The organism is Edwardsiella piscicida, from assembly GCF_021733145.1.
Classification (GTDB): Bacteria; Pseudomonadota; Gammaproteobacteria; order Enterobacterales; family Enterobacteriaceae; genus Edwardsiella; species Edwardsiella piscicida.
Window position 1 is genome coordinate 2,477,695 of the sequence record NZ_CP090968.1, and the last position, 18,400, is coordinate 2,496,094.

The following is an 18,400-nucleotide window of genomic DNA, read 5'->3' on the forward strand; positions in this document are numbered from 1 at the left end:
ACGAACAGGGACGCGCGGGAAAAGCAGGCGGCGCATTCGCGCCGCCGCACCGATCGTCAGAAGCTGAGACCGACGCCAACGTAGGGACCATCGGCGATCGCGTTATCGCGGTGACCGTTTTTACCGGCCAGGTTGATATAGCGGTAGCCGACGTCCACGCTCAGCGGACGCATCACGTTCCAGCGCACCCCACCGGTGGCCTCCGTGTAGTCTTTGATCCCGCTGGACAGGGAGTCCGGCGCATAGTAGGCCGAGCCGTACAGAGCGAAGCTTTGCCCCAGCGGCAGGTTAACGCCACCGCCGATCGCGACGGCATAGTCATCGCTGCCGCCGCCGCTGTGCTTCGGATTCATATACATGGCCTTACCGCCTACCGAGATGATGGCAGAACCCAAGGGTACGCCCAGCCCCAGGCCCAGACCAACGATATCGCCGTCGTTATCGCTGTGCGCCCAGTTCAGGGTTGAGTACAGGCCTGACGACTCGGTTCCCAGACCGACTTCAAGATTGGTAAAATCTTTACCGGCCTGTCCGTTCAGGCTGATCGCCTGAGCCGCCCCGCTCAACAGTAGCGCGCTGCCGGCTACCAGGCAGTAAAACGACTTCTTCATTGAATTTTCCTTATCAAACATAAAAAAATGTGCTCCAACATTTTCCCGGCGCCCAGCCGCTCGGCCGGTGAAAAATGCGCCTCCGGCATCCGCCCGCCCAGCGGGGTCATCGGCTCACCGCCCCGCGCCGCGTACCATCGGCGGCGGGAGGGGGCGCAGAGCGCCTCGAGGGCGTTAGCATAGCGGGAAGTCCGGGGAAACAGAATAAAAAAAGCGCCTCGTTGCCAACCCGGGCGCACTATTTAAGATTATCCCGACGTCGCCGTACGGCGAACCGGCGGCATAGCCTACCCTCAGCGCCGCGCCGCCTGCGCGTGGTAAGCCTGCTCGGCCCACTGCTGCACCTGACGACGAGCGATTTTAATTCCGCCGCTTTTCAGCGTCTCGGGCAGCAAAAGCCAGGCTACCGGGCGCTGAAAGCGCGCTACCCGGCTGTCCAGCCAGGCGGCCAGCGACGCCGTCGCCACGCTGCACTCCACCACCGCCAGCGGACGCTGACCAAACTCGGCGTCATCCACCGGCACGATAAAGGCCTGAGAAACCGCCGGATGCTGCTGCAGAATACGCTCGATATCCTCCGGCTGGATCCCCTCACCCCCGCTGAAAAACTGGTTATCCAGCCGCCCCAATATGCGCAGCTCACCGGACGCCCACGCGCCGCGATCGCGGGTATGAAACCAGCCGTCGTCGCCCAGCAGCGGGTGCAGTCGGCCCTCCTGCCAGTAACCGCAGGCCAGGCTGTCACCGCGCAGCAGGACTTCGCCGTCCGCCGCCAGGCAAACCTCACGCTGCGGCAGCGCCGTCCCCACGCCCGGCAGGGCATCCGCACGCTTGGCGCACACCGTCGAGGCCATCTCCGTCAGACCATAGCCGCACCAGCAGCGAATGCCGCGTGCCTCCGCCGCCTGGGTCAGCGCCAGCGGGATCATCGCTCCGCCCAACAGCACATCGCGCAGCGCCACCGGCTGGGATGACTGCAGCAGACGCCACAGCTGGGTCGGCACCAGCGACGCATGGCTGCAGCCGTCCAGCGCCTGCTCCAGCGGGTGCATCGCACGCAGCGCCAGGCGAGCGCCGGCGAGCAGCCAGCGCCAAACGATCCCCTGCCCGGAGACATGGTACAGCGGCAGCGACAGCAGCCAGGTATCCTGCGCCGTCAGCGTCATCAGAGAGAGCACGCCCCGAGCCGACGCCAGATGCGCGGCGGCCGTATGCACCGCCGCCTTGGGCATCCCGCAGGACCCCGAGGTCAGCGTCAGCGTCGCCTGGCGCTGGGGGGCCCACGGCGCCGACGCCGCGGCCGCGTCCGCACGCAGGCGCAGCGCCTGGATCCCCTCGGGCCAGGTCAGCGCCGGCGCGGGCGCCAGATCCAGCGCAAAGGCCACATTGAGCCGCGGCAGCAGGACATCGAGCAGCGCGGCGGGCAGCTGTGGGTTCAGCGGCAGCACCCGGGCGCCCAGCTGCAGCAGCGCCAGATAGGCATACAGCGTCTCAAGCCCATTCTTCGCCCGCAGGGCAACGACGGCCCCGGAGACGACGCCCTGTGCGCTGAATCCGCCGGCCAGCCCATCAATGCGCTGCGCCAACGTCTGCCAGGCAATCACCTCGCCGTCGCTACGCAGCGCGCCGTCGGCCGGGCGCTGGCGCGCCCAGTGGCGCCAGGGCCAGTCGTCGACGCCGCTTAGGCCTGCCATACCCGGTCCAGCGTATCCTCACCCCACAGCGGTAACGTACAGGCCGGCCAGGCCCGCAGCAGCTGCGCCTGCATCAGCGTCAGGGTATCCAGACCCGGCGGCGTCTGCGGCGTCAGCCAGGCCGCCATGCGCGCTAGCTGGCTCAACCCCAGGCTGGACTCAATGCTGGAGCTGATCACCGCGCTCAGTCCCGCCTGATGCGCCTGCGCCACCAGCTGCTGGCAGCGCTGCAGGCTACCGGTTAGGGTCGGCTTGATGATGATGGCCGCCACGCCCGGCTCGGCCTCGACGCGGAAGTCCGCATCGCGCACGCTCTCATCCCAGGCGATGGCGATCCCGGTGTCGCGGGCAAAGGCGCGCGACTCATCGCGGGTCTTACACGGCTCCTCCAGGAACAGAATGCGATCGCGCCAGGCCGGATTGACATACTTGGCAAAGCCATCCGCCTTGGCCCGGGTCCAGCTACGGTTAGCATCCAGACGCAGACGCAGATCCGGCAGCGCCTCCAGCAGCAGGTTGACGATCATCCCGTCGCGCACCGCCTCATACAGCCCGACCTTCACCTTGGCCACTTTTTCGCCGGGGATCGACTGCAGCGCCTGAAACAGCGCATCGGGGTCGCCGTTGCACAGCGTAGCGGAGCGGTAGTTGGCCGCCTGCGGCAGCGTGCCGGACAGCTCCGCCAACGCACAGCTCAGACCGAAGGCAACCGACGGCAGCGGACTCTCCGCCGGCGTCGCGCCCGCCTGCCACGCCGCCAGCAGCTGGCATGCCGCCTCCTGCGCCTCGGGCAGCGTTTCACGGCTAAACTCCGGTAACGGGGCTATCTCGCCCCACCCTTCACGCCCGTCCTCACGCAGTCGCACCAGTAGCCCATCGCGGCTTTTCAACCGCTGGTTACGCAGCGCAACGCCGGCTTCCACCGGCAGACGGTAGCGATACAACGTGACCTGACGCATTACGGATTCCGCTTAAACTTGGAAAAGTCCGGCTGACGCTTTTCATTAAATGCGTTGCGCCCTTCCTGCCCCTCTTCCGTCATGTAGAACAGCATGGTGGCATTCCCCGCCAGCTCCTGCAGACCGGCCTGACCGTCGCAGTCTGCGTTGAGCGCCGCCTTCAGGCAGCGCAGCGCCATCGGGCTATTGCGCAGCATCTCACGGCACCAGCGTACGGTCTCTTTTTCCAGATCGTCCAGCGGCACCACGGTGTTGACCAGCCCCATATCCAGCGCCTGCTGCGCGTCATACATCCGGCACAGGAACCAGATCTCGCGGGCTTTTTTCTGACCGACGATGCGCGCCATATAAGAGGCACCCCAGCCGCCGTCGAAGGAGCCAACCTTCGGGCCGGTCTGACCGAACTGGGCATTCTGCGCCGCGATGGTCAGATCGCACATCATATGCAGGACGTGGCCGCCGCCGACCGCATAGCCGGCAACCATCGCCACCACCGGCTTCGGACAGGTGCGGATCTGACGCTGGAAGTCGAGGACATTGAGATGATGCACACCGCTGTCGTCGCGGTAGCCGCCGTAGTCACCGCGGATCTTCTGGTCGCCGCCGGCGCAGAACGCCTTATCACCGGCGCCGGTCAGCACGATCACCCCGATGCCGTCGTCATAGCGCGCGTCGGCCAGCGCCTGCAGCATCTCTTTCACCGTTAGCGGGCGAAATGCGTTACGCACCTGCGGGCGGTTGATGGTGATTTTGGCAATACCGTCGGCGGACTTGTGATAGAGGATATCCTCAAAGTCGCCGCTGCAGTCCTGCCATGCGATCGGGGCATACAGCTCTTGTTCGCTTGGATACAGCATAATACGTTTCCTGTTAATAATGGTGCCGACCCGGCGGCGCGTCTGGCGCGTCAGCCGGGAGTTGATGTCATTAAAAAGGTCCCCAGCGCGTCGAGAAACGCCCGTGGGTTGGCGCGGTGGGCGTTGTGGCCGGCGCCGTCTATCAGGCGAACCGCCAGCCGCCAGCGCTCAGCCAGCGCGCGAAACTTGGCGTCCCGCTCACCGCACAGATAGCATAAAGGCGAGGTCAGCGCCGCCAGCGCCGCGCCCAGCGGCGGCTGGGCACCCAGCGAGGTCGCCTGCAGCATCTGCGCCAGCGTCGCACCGGACTGTCCGGCGCGCAGCGCCACCAGGGCGGCCCGCGACGCCGCGTTCAGATCGGCGAACACCGGCTGTCGATACCAATCGTCCAGCACCTGCGCCAGCGGCTCGCGGCGCAGGCGCTCGGCCCAGCGGCCGTCGTGCGCCCGCCGCGCCTGGCGCTCCGCGGCCGTCTCCAGACCGGGGTTCCCCCCTTCGACCGCCAGCGCCCATAGCCCAGGTGCTCCCTGGCAGCCATGATACATCGCCAGGCGACCGCCCAGCGAATAGCCGATGAGCCCATAGGACGTTACCCCGGCGGCGCGCAGCGTATCGCGCAGCGCGGCATCGCACTGGGCAAAGTCGTCCACCGTCAGCGCCGCCGACTCACCGTGTCCCGGCAGGTCGATCAGCACGTGCGCATACTGCGGCAATGCCTGCGCCAGCGCCAACCACTCACGGTGACTGCCGAGAAAGCCATGCAGCCATACCAGGGTCGGCGCCGCGGGAGACGCGGCCGCCAGGCGGCGGTAGGCCAGGATCACAGCGCAGCCACCTTACCCAGCAGCTGCTGCAGCGCCTCCGCGCCCGCCGTGCCCGGCACCCGCAGTTCGATCAGCGTCGTCCCGCTGTGCCGCCAGCCCTGGGCGACCGCCTCGCTCAGCGCCGCCCAGTCCGCCGGGCAGGCGTAGGCCAAATCAAACAGCGCCGCCGCGTGGCGGAAGTCCACATTCTGCGGCATCAGGTAAAAACGCTCGCGCTCCGCCGGCGGCGTCGGCAGCATGGAGAAAATCTGTCCGCCGTTGTTATTCACGACGATCACCACCGTCGGCGCCGTCACCTGGCGCAGCAGCGCCAGGCCGTTAATATCGTACAGCGCCGACAGATCGCCGAGGATCGCCAGCGTCGGCAGCCCGCTGCCGCGCTGTACCCCGGCAATGGTCGAGACCAGGCCATCGATACCGCTGGCGCCGCGGTTGCTGTATACCGGATAGCCTGCGGGCAGCTGCCCCAGCGCATCGACCAGGCGCACGATCAGGCTATTGCCGACAAACAGCTGTCCCCGCAGCGGCAGCAGCTGCGCCAGCCGATGCGCCACCTGCGCCTCGCCAAACGACGCCTGCAGCGTCTGCTCAACGCACTGGGCCGCCCGCTCGGCCAACGCCTTCAGCTCGGGTGCCCAGGGGGCGGCAGGCTGCGCCGGATGCGCCTGTAGCCATGCCTGCACCGGCGCCACCAGACGGCGGCCGCGGTGACAGGCGGGATCCAGCCGCCCCGGCAACGGATCGATCAGCCAGTAGCGCTGCGGTTTACAGGCCGCCTGCCACTGCAGCAGGCGCTTCCCGGTCAGGCTGGCGCCAAACTGCACGACGATCTCGGCCTGCGCCAGCAGGCGGCGCGCCTCGGCGTGAGGCAGCCACAGATCGGCGCAGGGCAGCGGCTGGCCGCTTTGCGACAGCACATCTCCCAGCACCGGCCAGCCCAACGCCTCACCCCAGGCGGCCGCCTGCCGGCCCGCCTCGGCGTCAACGCGGCCAATCAGCACCACCCCGCGACGGCGGCGCCACTGCGCCCAATCCGTCTCGGCGCGCACCGCGCCCGCATAGGGGGCGCTCTCCTGCAGCCAGGGCGTCTCGCCCTGCCACCAGCTGCCCAGCGCCGCAGACCATCCCTGCTGCCCGTCGTCATCCTCGCCGTACAGCGGCTCGGCGAAGGGGCAGTTGATGTGCAGTGCGCCGTGGTCGAGGCGAGCCATGGCGCTATCGACGCTAGAAACCAGCCAGGCGGCGGAGATATCCGGCGTAGGCCTTGGAAGATTGAGGGTTTCCGTCGGGTGAGAGGCGAATATGTTCTGCTGGCGGATCGCCTGGTTGGCGCCGCAGTCGATCAGCTCCGGTGGGCGGTCGGCGGTCAGCAGGATCAGCCGTTCACCGGTCAGTCCGGCCTCGATCAGCGCCGGATAGAGATTGGCGACGGCCGTTCCCGACGTGACGATCACCGCCACCGGCTGGCCGCTGACCTTGGCCAGCCCCAGCGCCAAATGCCCCAGGCCGCGCTCGTCGAAGTGGGTATGGCTATGCAGGCGGGGATGGGCCGCCGCCGCCATCGTCAGCGGCGTAGAGCGGGAACCGGGAGCGATACAGACATGACGTACGCCGTGACGGGTCAACGCTTCAAGCAGCACCGAGGCCCAGCGACGGTTAAACAGAATAGATGACATGGCGACTCAACAGTGACTTAGCGGATTGCGCGTCCTGCGGCTGCAGCGAACAGGCTGGCAGCGGCTTCCCTGACGCACGCGTTGGCATACAGTGCACCTCCACCCAGAGACACAATGTAACGCCATGATTTAAAAGAGAATCAAATGTAAAATATGACCAATATGGTACACCAGACGCCCTCATATCACAATCCGTGTGCTGCGCATGTGTCGCCCCGATCGCAGCTTTCGCCACCGGGTGCTACAGGCTTTCGCCCTCCAGCAGCGTACGCAGACCGGCCGCCTTATTCTCAATCTCCAGCCACTCCTGCTGCGGATCCGAGCCCGCCACGATGCCGGCGCCGGCGTACAGATGGATGCGATCGTCTTCGATCAGCGCCGAGCGCAGCGCAACGGCAAACTCGGCCTGAACCAGCGAAAGGTAGCCTGCGGAGCCCGCGTACCAGCCGCGCGCAAAGGGTTCATCGCGCATAATAAAATAGCGAGCTGGCTCACGCGGCAGGCCGGCCACCGCCGCCGTCGGCTGCAGACGACGCAGGCATTCGGCGTCATCCTGCCGGTTGAGGGTCACCCGAATGCTGCGGCGCAGGTGTTGCACCTTGCGCAGCGCCACGATCTCCGCCGCCATCACCTCCAGCGTCGGCGCGCCCGCGCCGCTGCGCAGGCGTTGACAGATATCATCGACCACCAGCAGGTTCTCATGCTGATTCTTGCCATCCTGCATCAGCCAGGCCGCGTTATCCCGGCGCTGCGCCTCGTTTTCGCCGCGGGCGACGGTACCGGCCAGCGCTTCGGTCTCCAGCTGCACCCCGATGCGACGGTACAGCCGCTCCGGCGACGATCCCAAAAATGCCCGGTGCGGCGCCAGCGCCAGCATAAAGTGGTAGCAACGGTGGTTTACCGCTCGGCTGGCGGCCAGAAACTGCGCCGCGCGCAGAGGCTCACTGAGGGTCAGGGTGGTGCGGCGCGCCATCACCACCTTGGCAAATTCATTACGGGCGATCGCCGCCAGCGCCTGGGTCAGCAGCGCGCACCAGGCGTCGCGATCGGGCTGATGGGCGGCGCTCAGCACCTGGGCCTGTAGGGCGCCCAGCGGCTGCGGCGGCAGCAGCGCGGCCAGATCGCTCAGCGCTCGCGGCAGATCCGCCTGCAGCGACGTTTCGCTGTACAGGTATACCACCAGCTCGGCCCTATCGCCGCGGCGCAGCAGCGCCAGACGCGGCAAAAACAGCAGGCTCTCCACCTCACCATAGCCATCCAGCGCCACGCGATCGAAGGCATTCAGCCCCCAGATCCGCAGATCCGGCTGGCCGTGTCGCCGAATAAACGCCTGCGCCTGCTCGGCATCGCGAAACACCTGCAGCGCCCCACACACCGCGGCCTCTTCTTCATCGCTGCGGTGGCGCCAATAAAACTGCGGGTACAGCGGCTGGGTCGCCAGCCACGTCAGCATCGAATCACTGTCATGCGCCGCAAAGGGCAGCGCCACTCTGACCAGTCCCGGACCCTGCTGGGCCGCTTTCTGTAGCAGGGGGACAATGCGTTGTATCAGAGCGGTAAAATGGTGCACGACAACCTCGGTCGGGGATAACTGCGGTTAGGAGAGTGGTGAATTATACGGGGGATTAAAGAGAAAAAAAGCGGATGAAGGTGATATCGCTCTCACTGGCGGACAATCGTTGAAAAAGCCGCCAGCGTGACGTCCCCGATTTAGCGCACCTCTGCGCCGTCGGCGCGCGCGTCATCCGGCAGCGGCGTACTGCGGCGTCGGCGAGCCGCCAGCCACAGACCGCTGTTTTTCATCCCGTAGCCAAACAGCAGCCCCAGCAGCAGCGACGGAATCACCAGGCGCCAGTCACCGCCGGCGGCAAAGGTGGCGCAGCAGCCGATAAAGGTTCCCGGGACAAAGGAGAGCCAACGCTGACAGGCCTGAACACACATCAGAAAGGCCACCACGCCGGTCAGCCCATACCCCAGCAGCGCCATATGCGGCTGCAGCGCGCTGCCGTTGATGATGATCTCCGCCCAGAACACGCCGCTGCACAGGGTACACAGTGAGATGCCCAGCCCCTTCAGCCCCCCCTGCGGACAGGCAAAGTACGCGGTACAGCCCAGGAAACCGGCCCAGGCCGACAGCCCGAGGCTGATGGCGACCCATCCCCACACGGCCGACAGAATCCCCGTAGTTAAGGCAATGGCAAGTAAGACGGACATCGCAGACACTCCTGATACAAAAAGCGTAGTGTAGCGGCGAATCGACAATATTCATTGATGGACATCACACCGCTATTTGATGAAGTTGCGATTATTACAACACAAAGTGACATCAATCACACTTTTTGGCGATTTTATGCGGTTTATTCGATCCGCTATGCTCGACGAGCGCTGTGGTCATTTCCGCTTACAAAAGGTAACGCGCTTTTTATTAGCAGGGTTTGTAACTGACGCTGACGCGATCTACTGTGAAGAAGATTTACGAAACAATACCTATAACGATTGGAGTCACTTATGAAAACCACTCTGCTTGCGGCAGCGATCGCTACGCTGTGCGTCGGTCAGGCCATGGCCTGCACGACGATACTGGTGGGCAATCAGGCCACGACCGATGGTTCTTTTATCGCAGCGCGAAATGAAGACTACTCAGCAAATAACGCCAAGCATATGGTCATCCACCCGGCGGCCCATAATCAGCACGGGGTGTTTAAATCCCACGGCAATGACTTTACCTACCCGCTACCGAAAGAGGCGCTGCGCTACACCGCCATTCACGACTTTGATACCCAGGATAAATCAATGGGTGAGGCCGGCTTCAACGCCGCCGGCGTCGGCATGACCGCGACCGAAACCATCTACAACGGGCAACCGGCGCTGAAGGCCGATCCTTATGTAGAGAAAACCGGGATCACGGAGGATGCTATCCAGACCGTGGTACTGCCGCGGATTCACAGCGCGCGTGAGGGCGTTGAGCTGCTGGGCAAGATCATCGAGCAGAAAGGCGCCGGCGAAGGCTTTGGCGTGGCCTTCGTCGACCAGCACGACCTGTGGTATCTGGAGACCGGCAGCGGCCACCAGTGGATGGCGACCCGTCTGCCGGCGGACAAGTACCTGGTCTCCGCCAACCAGGGCCGCCTGCGTCAGTACGATCCGAAAGACACCGCAAACTACCTGGGCTCTCCGACCCTGATCAGCTTTGCCGAACAGCATGGGCTGTACAACCCGAAAGACGGCGCCTTCGACTTCCACAAGGCCTACTCCCAGGACGTCGAAAACGATGTGACCTATAACTATCCGCGCGTCTGGACGCTGCAGCACATGTTCAACCCGCAGCTGAAGACCACCATCACCGACGGTAAAAACTTCCCGGTCTTCCTCACCCCGGCCAAGAAAATCAGCATTGCCGACGTCGAGCAGGCGCTGCGTAACCATTACCAGGGGACCGCGCACGACCCCTATGCCAACAACAACCCGCAAGAGCCTTACCGCCCGATCTCCGTATTCCGCACCCAGGAGTCGCACATCCTGCAGGTGCGTCCTCACCTGCCAACAGCGATCGGCGAGGTGGAATACGTCGCCTTCGGAATGTCTGCGCTGAGTGTCTATGTCCCTTACTATCAAGGCATTGAGCACTATTTGCCGGGCTATGACAAGGGGAGCGATCGGGCCAGCGATGACTCCGTCAACTGGAAGTTCCGCACGCTGCAAACCCTGGTGATGCAGGATTACAACGCCTATGCGCCGGACGTTCAGCGCGCTTATAACGCGTTTGAGCAACAGACCGCCCTGCGCCAGCAGAGCATGGAGCAAGAATACCTGAAGCTCTATAAAGCACAGCCGAAGAAGGCCCAGCAGCTGCTGCAACAGTTTGAAGATAAAACTATGCAGGAGGCGCTGACGCTGACCGATCAGTTGACCAGTCAGGTCGTGACCAAGATGACCCATGCCACCGACATGAAGTATCACTTCGAAGGGGCATAACGCCGGGCTCTGTCCATAAAAAAACACCCCGCTGCGCGGGGTGTTTTTTTTAGGGACGCTTAACCGCGGCGGCTGAACAGCGCGCGCCGGGAAAGATCCACCTCGTGGGTTTCTGCCACCGGCAGGGAGAGCAGCATGGTCAGCGTATCGCGCATCAGCTGTTCGGCCTGCTCGGCCTCCAGATGGGGATCGAGAGGCGACATCAGCGAACACGAGAGCAGCTGTCCGCTCTGCGGTAGCTCGCCGACCATAAAGGTCATGTTGCCGCGCGGCAGCTGCAGCGCCAGACGATCGCCGATCTTACGCGCCGGCCACTCCTGATCCGGCCCCGGCAGGATCACCACGCTCAGCATCCACGGCGTCAGCACGCAGCCGATCCACTGCCCGTCAAACGGACGCATCACGGCGCTGACCGGGATCCCGGCGCGGTAGAACGGCAGATCGTGCATCTCGCCCGTGGCGATCTGCTGATACTGCGCGATCAGCTGCGCGGCGGGATCGCTATCGAACCCCACGCGCCCAGCCACCATGCCCTGCTCCGGCGGCGCATCGAGCGGGAACTCACTGTGCATGGATATCCCCCTGATGCAGGGCCTGGATCCCCTGCTCACGCAGGATAGCCAGCACTCTGTCCATCGCGACCGGCACCGCGCTGGCGATCGCCGGCGTCAAACCGATGTTCGGCTCCAGCGACTGCGGCTCAATACCGACCAGCGTCAGCTTCTTCGGGAACTCGTCCGTCAGACGCAGCGCCGACAGCACGTCGGCCAGCCCCAGCTGATGCGGCGAAATCTTACGGCTAAACATCGCCGGGACTTCGTCGTCGCGCAGCGTGATGACGCTGCCGGGTTCGCTGCCGCTGAATACGGCGTCCACCACGATCAGGTGATCGCGGCAGGCCAGGTACTCCAGCAGCTCCATGCCGGCGGTGCCGCCGTCCATCAGCTCGACGTTGGCCGGAAAGCGGTAGTCGCGCTGCAGGCGCTCGACGATACGCACGCCGACCGCCTCATCGCTGAGCAGCAGGTTTCCAATCCCGAGAATCAGCGTATTCATTACAGAATTTTCACCTTGGTGGTTTCGCCGTCCAGGGTGTTCACCACGTGCACCGCGCAGGACATGCAGGGGTCGAAGGAGTGCACGGTGCGCACCACCTCCAGCGGCTTGTTGATGTCCGCCACCGGCGTGCCGACCAGCGCCTGCTCGTACGGGCCCGGCTCATCCTGGCCGTTACGCGGGCCAGAGTTCCAGGTTGACGGCACCACGGCCTGGTAGTTGGCGATCTTGCCACCCTTGATGACGATCCAGTGCGACAGTGCGCCGCGCGGTGCTTCTTCGAAGCCGACGCCGCGGTACTCTTTGTTCGGGTCGATTTCGGCCGGGATATAGGCCACGTGATCGCCTTTACCGATATTGTCGATCAGCGCCTGCCACTGCATCATCAGGGTATCTTTCAGCACGCAGCAGCGCACCGCGCGGCCAATGATGCGCCCCATGGTGGAGTGCAGCTGTTCGACCTGCAGAGTCTTGCCGGTCAGCGTCTGGTACAGCCCATTGACTTCGTTGTAATGCTTAACGGTGTCTTCATGCTTGGCCGCCAGCTTCACCAGCAGATCGGCCAGCGGGCCGACTTCGACCACCTTGCCGTACAGGGTCGGTGATTTCACCCAGGAGTACTTACCGTCTTCCTGCCAGCCGGTGTAATTCGGCTCGGTTTTCCCTTCCCACGGCTTCAGGTTGGCGTCGTCCTGATACCAGGAGTGCTTGCTGCACTCGGCGATACCGGCGATCAGCCACGGATCCTGCTGGCTGTTGATCGGGCGGTAGTTGGCCATGTCGCCGTTTTCAATGTAGCCGCCCGGCAGCAGGAAGCTACCGCCGTCGCCGTCGGTCGGCAGCTCCGGCACGCTCAGGTAGTGCTGAGCGCCGCGGCCCAGGGTCATCCACTCCGGATAGTTAGCCGCGATGATCGCCGCATCCACCTTGTACACCTGCTCAATGAAGTCGCCCAGACGTTCGATGAACATCTTGACGTACATCAGGCGCTCCAGGTTGAGCACGCTCGGCGCGTTGAGGTTGATCGGGTTGGCCACGCCGCCGACCGCCAGGTTCTGGATATGCGGAGACTTACCGCCCAGAATGGCGACGACGCGGTTGGCGTCACGCTGGCACTCCAGCGCCTGCAGGTAGTGAGCGACGGCGATCAGGTTCACTTCCGGAGAGAGCTTCATCTCCTTGTGGCCCCAGTAGCCGTTGGCAAAGATCCCCAGCTGGCCGCTGTCGACCAGGTTACGGATCTTCTGCTGTACCTTGGCGAACTCGCCGGCGCTGTTCAGCTTCCAGGCGGAGACGCCCTGCAGCATCGCTTCACACTTGTTCGGATCGGCCTTCAGCGCGGCGGTGATGTCCACCCAGTCCATCGCCGACAGCTGATAGAAATGCACGATATGGTCGTGAATGCTGTGCGCCGACAGGATCAGGTTACGGATATACTGCGCGTTCACCGGGACCTTGGCGCCGACGGCGCTTTCAACAGCGCGAACGGAGGCGATGGCGTGGATGGTGGTACACACGCCGCAGATACGCTGAACGATCATCCAGGCGTCGCGCGGGTCATTACCCTTAACGATGTCTTCCATCCCGCGCCACATGGTGCCGGATGACCAGGCTTTAGTCACTTTGCCGTTTTCGATCTCGCAGTCAATGCGCAGATGGCCCTCGATGCGGGTAATCGGGTCGATAGTAATACGTTGGCTCATACTTTAGCTTTCCCTTGGGCCTGATAACCTTGGTGTTTTAAATGGTCAAGCGCTGGCAACACCGGCAGCAGCCGGATCAGCAGCAAATAAGCAACGACTTCAATAGCCACAAAGCCCATTGAAATCAGCACCTCTTCAGAGGTTGGAAAATATCCGTAGCCGTTGCCCGGCACAAAGGCCAGCAACGAGTAGTTCAAGCGCCACAGGGCCGAGCCGAGCAGCATGCTCAGCGCGCCGACAAACAGAATGCGCGAGTCTTTACGGCAGCGCGCAGAGCAGAATGCCAGCAGCGGGAACAGCATCAGCATCGCCTCACACCAGAAGCTGACGGAGTAGCGATCAAACTGGAACAGGTAGTGCAGTTTATCATGCATCGCCAGCTCGCCGAAGCGCAGCACCAGGAACAGCAGCAGGAACACCTGGATCACCCGCACCAGCTTGGCAAACAGGGTTTTCTCATCGGGGCCACGCCCGCGCAGGCCAGCCTGCACCAGCGAGCCTTCAAAGACCACGATGGAGAAGCCCATGATAAAGGCGGTCAGCAGCGACAGCAGCGGCAATAGCTCGTAGCTCTGCCACAGCGGATGCACCTTCTTACCGGCGGCGATCATCAGCGAACCCATGGAGGACTGGTGCATGGTCGGCAGCAGCGCACCCAGCGCCAGAATAAAGAACATGACCTTATTCAGGCGTTTCAGCGATACCTTCCAGCCGAAGCGTTCCAGGATAACCGGCGCAAACTCCAGCGCCATCACGCCGATATACACCGTCATACAGGCCGCCGTTTCAAACAGCACCGAGGAGGTGTTGAAATGCCCCGGAATGTAGAAGTACGGCAGGTTCCAGTAACGGCCCACGTCGATGGTGATGGAAAGGCCACCGAGGGAGTAGCCGAACAGGCTGGCCAGCAGCGCCGGACGCACCAGCGGGTGGTATTCGCCGCGGTTAAACACGTACACCGCCCAGGCCAACGCCCAGCCGCCGCAGGCGAAACCGGTGCCGATCAGCAGGTCAAACGCGATCCAGATCCCCCACGGATAGCCGCCGTTCAGATCGGCGACGGAGCCGATACCAAAGATCAAACGCTTCAGGATAAACATCCCGCACAGCAGGATGAACGGGGCCAGCAACACGACGGGCCAGCTTACCAAACGCCCGCCGAGCGGACTGGCTTTATGATCACTCATTATCATCGTCTCCGTCATGGTGATTCTTGGTATTTCGATAGGTCATTACCGAAAGACCGGCCAGGACCACCAGCGGCAGGATCATGCCTTTGTACAGCGTATGCTGAATGTGCTCGGAGCGGGCGCCGGTAGACAGCTCATCCAGCTGCGGCATCCCCAGCTTAGCGTAAGGCACACCCGCCAGAACCAGAACCTGGGTACCGCCCCCCTCTTTCTCGCCATACACGTAAGGCTGATAGTGGGCGACCGGGTGCTGGTAGCTGTCGTTGCTGTGCAGGGTCTGACGCGGATAGGCATACTCTGCGCCGGGACGCGCTGCCAGACGCTTCTTGGCCTCAGCCAGCAGCTCTTCGCGGGTACCGTAAATCACGGCGCCGGCGGGGCAGACTTCAACGCACCCCGGCAGCTTGCCCTGATCGATACGCTCCAGCCCCTTCTGGTTGCACAGCTCACACTTGTGCAGCGCACCGAACGGGTTATGGTAATCGTACTTCGGCACATCGAACGGACAGGCCACCATGCAATAGCGACAGCCGGTGCAGACGTCCGGATCATAGGTCACGATCCCGGTTTTAGGATCTTTGCGCAGCGCAGAGACCGGACAAACGGAGACGCAGTTAGGATCGACACAGTGCATGCACTGCTTCTTGATGTAGGCGTAGCCGTTTTCCACCTGATCCTTATTAACCCCGGTGCCGTCACGCCATACCTGAATAATGTTATTGGTATAGGGCGTCAGCTTGTCGTTGTTAGACCAGATCGGATCGCCGTTCGGGTTCAGCTGATTTTTGTTCAGCCGCTGACACTCCGCGACGCAGGCCTGACAGCCGACGCACAGCGTTGAGTCGTACAGCATCCCCACCGCCGTCGGGATCGGCGGCTTGTTCTCGGCCGCTGCCTGAGCGCTGCCGGAGGCGGCAGTCCCCGCCGCCAGCGCGCCGACAGAGGCGAACTTCAGAAAATTTCGTCTGTTCACGGTTTACTCCTCCCGTGAATCGTGTTGATCCGCCTGGTTACGCTTCTGCTGGCGACCCAGCTCACGCACAGCCATCAGACTCACCCCGGCCAGGATCCCCAGCGCGCCGCCGATAAGGCCGGTGGCCGTCGGCGAAATATGTCCGCCCTCTTTGTTATCCACCAGCGGTTTTTCCGCGCGCGGCGTCGGGTTTTCTACGCTGGAGAGCTGGAAGATCCCCTTGGTAAAGCCGACGCCCTGCTCGTTACAGCCGTAGCACGGGTGGCCGATGCCCACCGGCCAGATGCCGCCGCCGATGTCGCAGAACTCCAGCGTCGAGCAGTTGCCGTAGGTTTCCGGCCCCTTACAGCCAAGGTGATACAGACACCAGCCCTGACGGTGGCCGTAGTCACCGAACTCTTTGGCGAAGCGACCCGCGTCGAAGTGCGGGCGACGCTCGCAGTTCTCGTGGATCAGGCGCTCGTAGGCAAACAACGGACGGTGCTTGCTGTCCAGCTCCGGCAGCTTGCCATAGGTGATGTAGTAGACCACGGTGGTCAGGAAGTTATGCGGGTTCGGCGGGCAGCCCGGGATGTTGATCACCGGACGACCCAGCGCCTCTTCCAAGCTGACGGCGCCGGTCGGGTTACCGCCGGTAGCCGGAACGCCGCCCCAGGCGGAGCAGGAACCAATGGCGATCACCGCGGCCGCATCGGCGGCTGCCTTGCGGATCTGATCGACGATAGGTTCACCGGCCACCATGCAGTACACGCCGCCGTCTTTCAGCGGAATGGAGCCATCCACCACCAGGACATATTTGCCCTTGTAGCGTGCCATGGCGTTGTGCAGGTTCTCTTCAACCTGATGACCGAAGGCCGATGACAGTACCTCATGATATTCCAATGAGATGGTGTTCAGCAGCAGCGTTTCCAGCGTCGGGTGCGTGGAACGCAGCAGGGCCTCGGTACAGCCAGTACACTCCTGGGCACCGATCCAGATAACCGGAGGACGCTGCGGACTGGTGATCGCTGCCGCCATTTCCGCCGCCGCATTGGAGCTTAACCCTAGTGTGGCGGCCATGCCCGCGCACAGTTTCATAAAGTCACGACGATTGATGCCGTGAGCGGATAAAAAAGAATCCTCAACCATTCTGCAGTTTCCTGTTTATGCGCATTCGTCTGGTGGAATGCTTTCAGGGGCGCAATGCTAAGGATTTGCCCCCCCCGCTGTGGTTGATCTTCATCAAGTTGACTGGCTTTTTTTACGCTATAAGGGGATTTATGTGAAACAGAGCGATTCAGCCCTGGCCATCTGTTCAAAAAGCCCTCAATTAATTCATACAATTATGCGATAGTGCCGTTAGAGACCTTAATAACTACTAGGCTACTTATTGCACATATGCATTATTTAGCAACGGTCGCAATCTCCGCCGCGCGCCATCGACATCCCTCTTTTTGATTAACCGAGATCCCGATCGATAGCGTCAATATCTCTTCCCGCAGTCCCAATAATAGCGCTGAGCATTGCTTTTATTTTTAAGTAAAAACATCGGCGGCAATGGGCGCGGACGCCTCACCGTCGGTTGACGCCATGGACGGCGCCGCTCTCGCCGCCGCCTTCCTCGCAAAACTCAGCGCCTGTGCTATTTTTTTCCGGCAGAGGTCAGGTGCCGCACCGAAGCCCTCTCCCGGCACCCGAGCGCCCGCGGCCGGCCGTCGATATGCCGTATGCCGCACGCCGCGGTTAAACGAAGCGGTTAAACAAAGCATCAACAGACAAGACTTTAAGCTAAAAATATCGCAAAAAAATAAAGTTATGATGACGCTTAAGAACACCCCCGCGTTAGACATCAGCTAATTGGATGAATTATGGGTTCTTTTTTTAAACAGCTCTATCGCTACTCCCACCCACGCCCCTACCGCCATAACGAAAATCTTTGGCCATACGTCAAAATCACACGCGGCGACGGCGGTGAAATTGTAACGTTATGTTATAAAAAGCAGGCGATCCCCATCGTCCCGCTGAGCCAGCTGCAGCACAGCGCTCAAGGTGACGTGCTGCTGACGGCGAGTGGCCCCTCGGTCAATACGCTGTGCTTTGAACGGCTCCCCGCCATGCCCGCGCTCGGGGTTAACGGCGCTTACTTTTTACATAATAAGGTTGACTTCGCTTTTTACGTCATCGTCGATATGGGGTTTATCGATCGGCGTCCGGACGTCGTTCTGGAGGTGATTAAACAGCGCGGATTAACCCTGTTTACCACCGTACACGGCATCGCTCGCATCCTCGACCGTTTTACCCTCGACGTCCTCCGCTGCCGCCTGGCCATCATTGAGGATATCGCGGAAAAGGTCTATTGCCCCAGCCTGACGCCCCGCCAGCTTAGGGCGCGCTATGCGCAGGAGCGCAGCGTCCTTTTTTCCGACAGCGACCTGAGCATCGCGTTCAGCCAGGATATCCGCCGCGGCATCGTCGACGCGGGCACCGTCGTCTATTGGGCGCTGCAGATCATCGCCTACCTTGGCTTTAATACGATATTTATCGCCGGGCTGGATATGAATAATTTTGACCGCCCCCGTTTCTATGAGACCCCGAGCAGCATGCTGCCGACCTTTTTAGCGGATAAAGTGGAGCCGCTGATCATTCCGGCCTTTATGCATGCAAGCCGGGTGATGAAGGCCAATAATATCGACATCAAAAACCTCTCGCTGAATAGCGCGATCGACGGCGCTATTTTTGAAAAAATTGACGCCCAACGCTACTTTCAGCAGCGTTGTCCTAATGTGGCCAAGGCCGAGCACGGCATCATATAATTGCCGCAGGCGTGAATATCAGCGTCATTGAACGGCATCGCAGACATCATCGCAGGATAAAATCAGAGAAAGCCCTTTAAGGGTCTCTTA

At 62.4% G+C, this 18,400-nt stretch carries 16 protein-coding genes; 2 read left to right on the top strand and 14 right to left on the bottom strand.

Annotation, left to right across the window (positions count from 1 at the left end; translation table 11 throughout):
* Positions 1–56: 56 nt before the first annotated feature.
* From L1P05_RS11220 to L1P05_RS11255, 8 genes are all read right to left on the bottom strand, one after another.
* On the bottom strand, positions 57–611 hold the full coding sequence (locus tag L1P05_RS11220; protein WP_012849182.1) for a YfaZ family outer membrane protein: 555 nt from the start codon (positions 609–611) through the stop codon (positions 57–59).
* 293 nt (positions 612–904) lie between these two features.
* Entirely contained in the window at positions 905–2,305 is a 1,401-nt protein-coding gene (gene menE, locus L1P05_RS11225) for an o-succinylbenzoate--CoA ligase (protein ID WP_012849184.1), read from the bottom strand.
* Entirely contained in the window at positions 2,293–3,264 is a 972-nt protein-coding gene (gene menC, locus L1P05_RS11230; protein WP_012849185.1) for an o-succinylbenzoate synthase, read from the bottom strand. Before menC ends, menE begins: the two co-directional genes overlap by 13 nt.
* Positions 3,264–4,121, bottom strand: a complete 858-nt coding sequence (menB, locus tag L1P05_RS11235) for a 1,4-dihydroxy-2-naphthoyl-CoA synthase (RefSeq protein WP_012849186.1) — start codon at positions 4,119–4,121, stop codon at positions 3,264–3,266. The genes menC and menB overlap by 1 nt, the downstream gene beginning before the upstream one ends.
* Positions 4,122–4,171: 50 nt before the next feature.
* Positions 4,172–4,945 carry a 2-succinyl-6-hydroxy-2,4-cyclohexadiene-1-carboxylate synthase gene (gene menH / locus L1P05_RS11240; RefSeq protein WP_012849187.1) on the bottom strand — a complete coding sequence of 258 codons (774 nt, stop codon included), beginning with the start codon at positions 4,943–4,945 and terminating at the stop codon, positions 4,172–4,174.
* Positions 4,942–6,621: a 2-succinyl-5-enolpyruvyl-6-hydroxy-3-cyclohexene-1-carboxylic-acid synthase gene (menD, locus tag L1P05_RS11245; protein ID WP_012849188.1), complete on the bottom strand. Its 1,680-nt coding sequence runs from the start codon at positions 6,619–6,621 to the stop codon at positions 4,942–4,944. Before menD ends, menH begins: the two co-directional genes overlap by 4 nt.
* A 241-nt stretch (positions 6,622–6,862) precedes the next feature.
* Positions 6,863–8,191: an isochorismate synthase MenF gene (menF, locus tag L1P05_RS11250; RefSeq protein ID WP_012849189.1), complete on the bottom strand. Its 1,329-nt coding sequence runs from the start codon at positions 8,189–8,191 to the stop codon at positions 6,863–6,865.
* Positions 8,192–8,331: 140 nt separating this feature from the next.
* Complete coding sequence (locus L1P05_RS11255) at positions 8,332–8,835, bottom strand: DUF1097 domain-containing protein (RefSeq protein ID WP_012849190.1); 504 nt, start codon at positions 8,833–8,835, stop codon at positions 8,332–8,334.
* Positions 8,836–9,129: 294 nt separating this feature from the next.
* On the opposite strand from L1P05_RS11255, the gene L1P05_RS11260 reads away from it, so the two are divergent.
* The gene (locus tag L1P05_RS11260; RefSeq protein WP_012849191.1) at positions 9,130–10,596 is read left to right on the top strand and encodes a C69 family dipeptidase; all 1,467 of its coding nucleotides are present in this window, start codon (positions 9,130–9,132) and stop codon (positions 10,594–10,596) included.
* Between the two features lie 59 nt (positions 10,597–10,655).
* On the opposite strand, the gene hybE is transcribed toward L1P05_RS11260, so the two are convergent.
* From hybE to hybO, 6 genes are read right to left on the bottom strand one after another with little or no spacing between them, the layout of a single operon-like run.
* The gene (gene hybE / locus L1P05_RS11265; RefSeq protein WP_012849192.1) at positions 10,656–11,168 is read right to left on the bottom strand and encodes a hydrogenase-2 assembly chaperone; all 513 of its coding nucleotides are present in this window, start codon (positions 11,166–11,168) and stop codon (positions 10,656–10,658) included.
* Entirely contained in the window at positions 11,158–11,652 is a 495-nt protein-coding gene (locus L1P05_RS11270; RefSeq protein ID WP_012849193.1) for a HyaD/HybD family hydrogenase maturation endopeptidase, read from the bottom strand. The genes hybE and L1P05_RS11270 overlap by 11 nt, the downstream gene beginning before the upstream one ends.
* Positions 11,652–13,355, bottom strand: coding sequence for a hydrogenase 2 large subunit (hybC, locus tag L1P05_RS11275; protein WP_012849194.1), 1,704 nt, complete (start codon positions 13,353–13,355; stop codon positions 11,652–11,654). The genes L1P05_RS11270 and hybC overlap by 1 nt, the downstream gene beginning before the upstream one ends.
* Positions 13,352–14,542: a Ni/Fe-hydrogenase cytochrome b subunit gene (hybB, locus tag L1P05_RS11280; RefSeq protein WP_012849195.1), complete on the bottom strand. Its 1,191-nt coding sequence runs from the start codon at positions 14,540–14,542 to the stop codon at positions 13,352–13,354. The genes hybC and hybB overlap by 4 nt, the downstream gene beginning before the upstream one ends.
* On the bottom strand, positions 14,535–15,518 hold the full coding sequence (gene hybA / locus L1P05_RS11285; RefSeq protein WP_012849196.1) for a hydrogenase 2 operon protein HybA: 984 nt from the start codon (positions 15,516–15,518) through the stop codon (positions 14,535–14,537). The genes hybB and hybA overlap by 8 nt, the downstream gene beginning before the upstream one ends.
* A gap of 3 nt (positions 15,519–15,521) precedes the next feature.
* A complete protein-coding gene (gene hybO / locus L1P05_RS11290; protein WP_012849197.1) occupies positions 15,522–16,646 on the bottom strand; it encodes a hydrogenase 2 small subunit in 1,125 nt (374 codons plus the stop codon).
* 719 nt (positions 16,647–17,365) lie between these two features.
* Between hybO and L1P05_RS11295 the strand changes: the two genes are divergently transcribed.
* On the top strand, positions 17,366–18,310 hold the full coding sequence (locus L1P05_RS11295) for a sugar glycosyltransferase (RefSeq protein WP_012849199.1): 945 nt from the start codon (positions 17,366–17,368) through the stop codon (positions 18,308–18,310).
* Positions 18,311–18,400: the final 90 nt, after the last annotated feature.

Coding starts and splice junctions, on each gene's coding strand:
- L1P05_RS11220 (WP_012849182.1), bottom strand. CDS start 611: ATGAAGAAGTCGTTTTACTGCCTGGTAGCCGGCAGCGCGCTACTGTTG.
- menE (WP_012849184.1), bottom strand. CDS start 2,305: ATGGCAGGCCTAAGCGGCGTCGACGACTGGCCCTGGCGCCACTGGGCG.
- menC (WP_012849185.1), bottom strand. CDS start 3,264: ATGCGTCAGGTCACGTTGTATCGCTACCGTCTGCCGGTGGAAGCCGGC.
- menB (WP_012849186.1), bottom strand. CDS start 4,121: ATGCTGTATCCAAGCGAACAAGAGCTGTATGCCCCGATCGCATGGCAG.
- menD (WP_012849188.1), bottom strand. CDS start 6,621: ATGTCATCTATTCTGTTTAACCGTCGCTGGGCCTCGGTGCTGCTTGAA.
- L1P05_RS11255 (WP_012849190.1), bottom strand. CDS start 8,835: ATGTCCGTCTTACTTGCCATTGCCTTAACTACGGGGATTCTGTCGGCC.
- L1P05_RS11260 (WP_012849191.1), top strand. CDS start 9,130: ATGAAAACCACTCTGCTTGCGGCAGCGATCGCTACGCTGTGCGTCGGT.
- hybE (WP_012849192.1), bottom strand. CDS start 11,168: ATGCACAGTGAGTTCCCGCTCGATGCGCCGCCGGAGCAGGGCATGGTG.
- L1P05_RS11270 (WP_012849193.1), bottom strand. CDS start 11,652: ATGAATACGCTGATTCTCGGGATTGGAAACCTGCTGCTCAGCGATGAG.
- hybC (WP_012849194.1), bottom strand. CDS start 13,355: ATGAGCCAACGTATTACTATCGACCCGATTACCCGCATCGAGGGCCAT.
- hybB (WP_012849195.1), bottom strand. CDS start 14,542: ATGAGTGATCATAAAGCCAGTCCGCTCGGCGGGCGTTTGGTAAGCTGG.
- hybO (WP_012849197.1), bottom strand. CDS start 16,646: ATGGTTGAGGATTCTTTTTTATCCGCTCACGGCATCAATCGTCGTGAC.
- L1P05_RS11295 (WP_012849199.1), top strand. CDS start 17,366: ATGGGTTCTTTTTTTAAACAGCTCTATCGCTACTCCCACCCACGCCCC.